A 1,782-nucleotide genomic window follows, 5' to 3' on the forward strand; every position below is an offset into this window, starting at 1 on the left:
ACGTCCTCGACCTTCGCGATGCGCTTGCCCCTGCCGAGCTTGGAGATGTGCACCAGGCCGTCACGTCCCGGCAGCAACGACACGAACGCGCCGAAATCGGTGGTCTTGACCACGGTGCCGAGGAACCGCTCGCCCACGGTCGGCAGCTGCGGGTTGGCGATGGCGTTGATCCGGTCGATCGCCGCCTGGGCCGAGGGGCCGTCGGTGGCGCCGACGAACACGGTGCCGTCGTCCTCGATGGAGATCTGCGCGCCGGTCTCCTCGGTGATGGCGTTGATCACCTTGCCCTTGGGCCCGATGACCTCGCCGATCTTGTCCACCGGGACCTTGATGGTGGTCACCCGCGGCGCGTAGGGGCTCATCTCGTCGGGTGAGTCGATGGCCTCGGCCATCACCTCGAGGATGGTCAGGCGCGCGTCCTTGGCCTGCGCCAGGGCACCCGCGAGGACCTGGGACGGGATGCCGTCGAGCTTGGTGTCCAGCTGCAGCGCGGTGACGTAGTCCTTGGTGCCGGCGCACTTGAAGTCCATGTCGCCGAACGCGTCCTCGGCGCCCAGGATGTCGGTCAGGGTGACGAAGCGACGCTCGGTCTTGCCGTCCACCTCGACGTCGTCGGACACCAGGCCCATCGCGATGCCGGCGACCGGCGCCTTGAGCGGCACCCCGGCGTTGAGCAGGGCGAGCGTGGACGCGCACACCGATCCCATCGACGTCGAGCCGTTGGAGCCCAGCGCTTCGGACACCTGGCGGATGGCGTAGGGGAACTCCTCGACGCTGGGCAGCACCGGGATCAGGGCGCGCTCGGCGAGCGCGCCGTGCCCGATCTCGCGCCGCTTGGGCGAGCCGACCCGGCCGGTTTCACCGGTCGAATACGGCGGGAAGTTGTAGTGGTGCATGTAGCGCTTGGTGGTCTCGGGCCCCAGCGAGTCGATCTGCTGGGCCATCTTGACCATGTCCAGCGTGGTCACGCCCAGGATCTGGGTCTCGCCGCGCTCGAACAGCGCGCTGCCGTGCGCCCGCGGCACCACGGCGACCTCGGCCGACAGCGCGCGGATGTCGGTGATGCCGCGGCCGTCGATGCGGAAGTGGTCGGTCAGGATGCGCTGGCGCACCAGCTTCTTGGTCAGCGAGCGGAACGCGGCGCTGACCTCCTTTTCGCGGCCCTCGTAGGTCGCAGAGGCCCCGGTGAGGCGCGCCAGCACCTCCGCTTTCAGCTCGTCGGTGCGCGCGTCGCGCTCGGCCTTGCCGCCGATGGTGAGCGCCTTGGCCAGCTCGTCGGTGGCCACCGAGGCCACCGAGTAGTAGACGTCGTCGCCGTAGTCGGGGAACGTCGGGTAGTCCCCGGTGGGTTTGGCGGCGGCGTCGGCCAGCTCCTGCTGTGCGGTGCACAGCGTGGCGATGAACGGCTTGGCGGCCTCCAGGCCCTCGGCCACGACGGTCTCGGTCGGCGACTGGGCGCCGCCTTCGACGAGCTCGATGACGTTCTCGGTGGCCTCGGCCTCGACCATCATGATCGCGACGTCCGGCTTGCCGTCATGCTCGCCGACGATGCGGCCGGCCACCACCATGTCGAACACGGCCCGTTCGAGCTGCTCGACCGTGGGGAAGGCGACCCAGGTGCCGTCGATCAGCGCCACCCGCACGCCCCCGACGGGACCGGAGAACGGCAGGCCGGCCAGCTGGGTGGAGGCCGAGGCGGCGTTGATCGCCAGCACGTCGTACAGGTCGTTGGGGTCCAGGCTCAGGATCGTCACCACGACCTGGATCTCGTTGCGCAGCCCG

1 protein-coding gene is annotated in these 1,782 nt (G+C 69.8%); it reads right to left on the reverse strand.

Annotation, left to right across the window (positions count from 1 at the left end):
• Positions 1-1,782, reverse strand: a 1,782-nt coding sequence (locus tag A9X04_RS10475; protein ID WP_067920025.1) for a polyribonucleotide nucleotidyltransferase, incomplete at both ends; no start/stop codon positions are given.

Origin of the sequence: Mycobacterium sp. E3247, from assembly GCF_001667785.1 — a bacterium.
Classification (GTDB): Bacteria; Actinomycetota; Actinomycetes; order Mycobacteriales; family Mycobacteriaceae; genus Mycobacterium.